We start from the raw sequence: 1,721 nt of genomic DNA, 5'->3' as shown, positions 1-1,721 counted from the left end.
ACCCGCTTCGGTCGCGGCCAGCGGGCGATCCGCGAGATCGAGGCCCTCAAGGACGTCTCCTTCGACGTCCCCGACGGCACGGCCCTCGGGATCATCGGCAACAACGGTGCCGGCAAGTCGACGCTCATGCGCGCCCTCGCCGGGATCCTCCCGCCCAACAAGGGACGGATCGAGGTCAACGGCCGGATCAGCCCGTTGCTCTCGCTCGGCGTCGGCTTCAACGCCAACCTCTCCGGGCGGGAGAACATCATCCTCGGCGGCCTCGCCAGCGGGCTCTCCCGTGCGCAGGTCGAGGCGCGCGCCGAGGACGTCACGGCGTTCGCCGGTCTCGAGGAGTTCATCGACGCCCCCATGCGCACCTACAGCTCGGGCATGTACAGCCGTCTCGCGTTCTCGGTGGCGGTGCACATGGACCCCGACATCCTCATGATCGACGAGGCGCTGTCGGCCGGTGACGCGACCTTCAAGACCAAGGCCGCGGCCAAGATGGGCGAGCTGCGCGAGAGCGCGCGGGCGTTCTTCCTCGTCAGCCACTCGCTGGCCTCGATCCAGCAGCTGTGCAACGACGCCATCTGGCTGCACAAGGGAGAGCTCATGATGCGCGGCACACCCGAAGAGGTCTGCGCGGCATACACGAAGTTCGTCCAGGTCGGTGACTCCGCTGTCATCCTCGAGGACCTCTGACCGCGTGGCGGTCGACGTCAGCTTCGTCACCAGCGGTCACGACGTGGCCGACGCACGGCTCCACCGCCTCGTTGCGGCCGCGAGGCGGCACGGGCTGACCGTCGAGGTCCTCGGTCTCGGCGACCCCGCCGACGCGCCGGAGGCCGAGGTGGTCCACGCGGCTCCGAGGGGGTCCTTCGCGCGTCGCGCGGCCCTCGCCTGGTCGTATGCCGTCCGCGCCCGTGGGCGTGTCCTCCTCGCCCTCGACCCCGACTCGCTCCTCGCCTGTCTGGCCGTGGGTCGGGCTCGTGGCCGCAAGGTCGTCGCGGACGTCCACGAGGACTACCCCGCCCTGCTGCGCGACCGTCCGTGGGCTCGGGGGTGGCGCGGCCGCGTCGCCCGAGGGCTGGCCGAGAGCGCCACCTCGGCCGCTCGGCGCGCGGACCTCGTCGTCGTCGCCGACGAGCACGTCCCGCCGAAGGTGCACCCACGTCGGCTCGTCGTCACGAACCTGCCGGACCTGCAGATGCTGCCCGAGCCGGCCGCGCCCGACGCGACGCCCCGGGCGCTCTACGTCGGTGACGTCCGTGGCTCGCGCGGTCTCTGGACGATGCTCGACGCCCTTCGGGGTGCGCCCGGGTGGCACCTCGACATCGTGGGGCCGGTGGCGGCCTCGGACGAGGCGGAGGTCGAACGGCGCCTCGACGAGGGTGACCTGCGCTCCCGGGTGACCCTCTGGGGACGCAGGCCGCCACAGGAGGCCTGGCGTCGTGCCTGCGGTGCGTGGTGCGGGCTCGTGCTGCTCGACCGGACCCCGGCCTTCGTCGACGCCCTTCCGAGCAAGCTCCACGAGTACCTCGGCTCAGGGCTCGCCGTCATCGCCACCGACCTGCCACGGCAGGCGGCGCTCGTCCGCGCCTCGGGCGCCGGTGTCGTCGTGCCGAGCGAGGGTGCCGCGGACGCGGTCGCCGACCAGCTGCGGGCGTGGCAGGTGGAGGGATCCGACCTGCCGGCCCGTCGGGCCGCGGCCCGAGCCTGGCGCGAGGGCGTGCTCAGCG

Annotated in this window: 2 protein-coding genes; both read left to right on the top strand. The window is 72.9% G+C overall.

Going from position 1 to position 1,721, the window contains the following annotated elements; translation table 11 throughout:
- Positions 1-684: ABC transporter ATP-binding protein (locus N798_RS15750; RefSeq protein ID WP_035950394.1), on the top strand; the 684-nt coding region annotated here is incomplete at its 5' end.
- A gap of 4 nt (positions 685-688) precedes the next feature.
- Positions 689-1,721, top strand: a 1,033-nt coding sequence (locus N798_RS15745; protein ID WP_052117451.1) for a glycosyltransferase, incomplete at its 3' end; no start/stop codon positions are given.

Origin of the sequence: Knoellia flava TL1, assembly GCF_000768675.1 — a bacterium.
GTDB lineage: Bacteria > Actinomycetota > Actinomycetes > Actinomycetales > Dermatophilaceae > Knoellia > Knoellia flava.
Note: the sequence above shows the minus strand (reverse complement) of the source record. Positions and strands in the feature narration are given on the sequence as shown.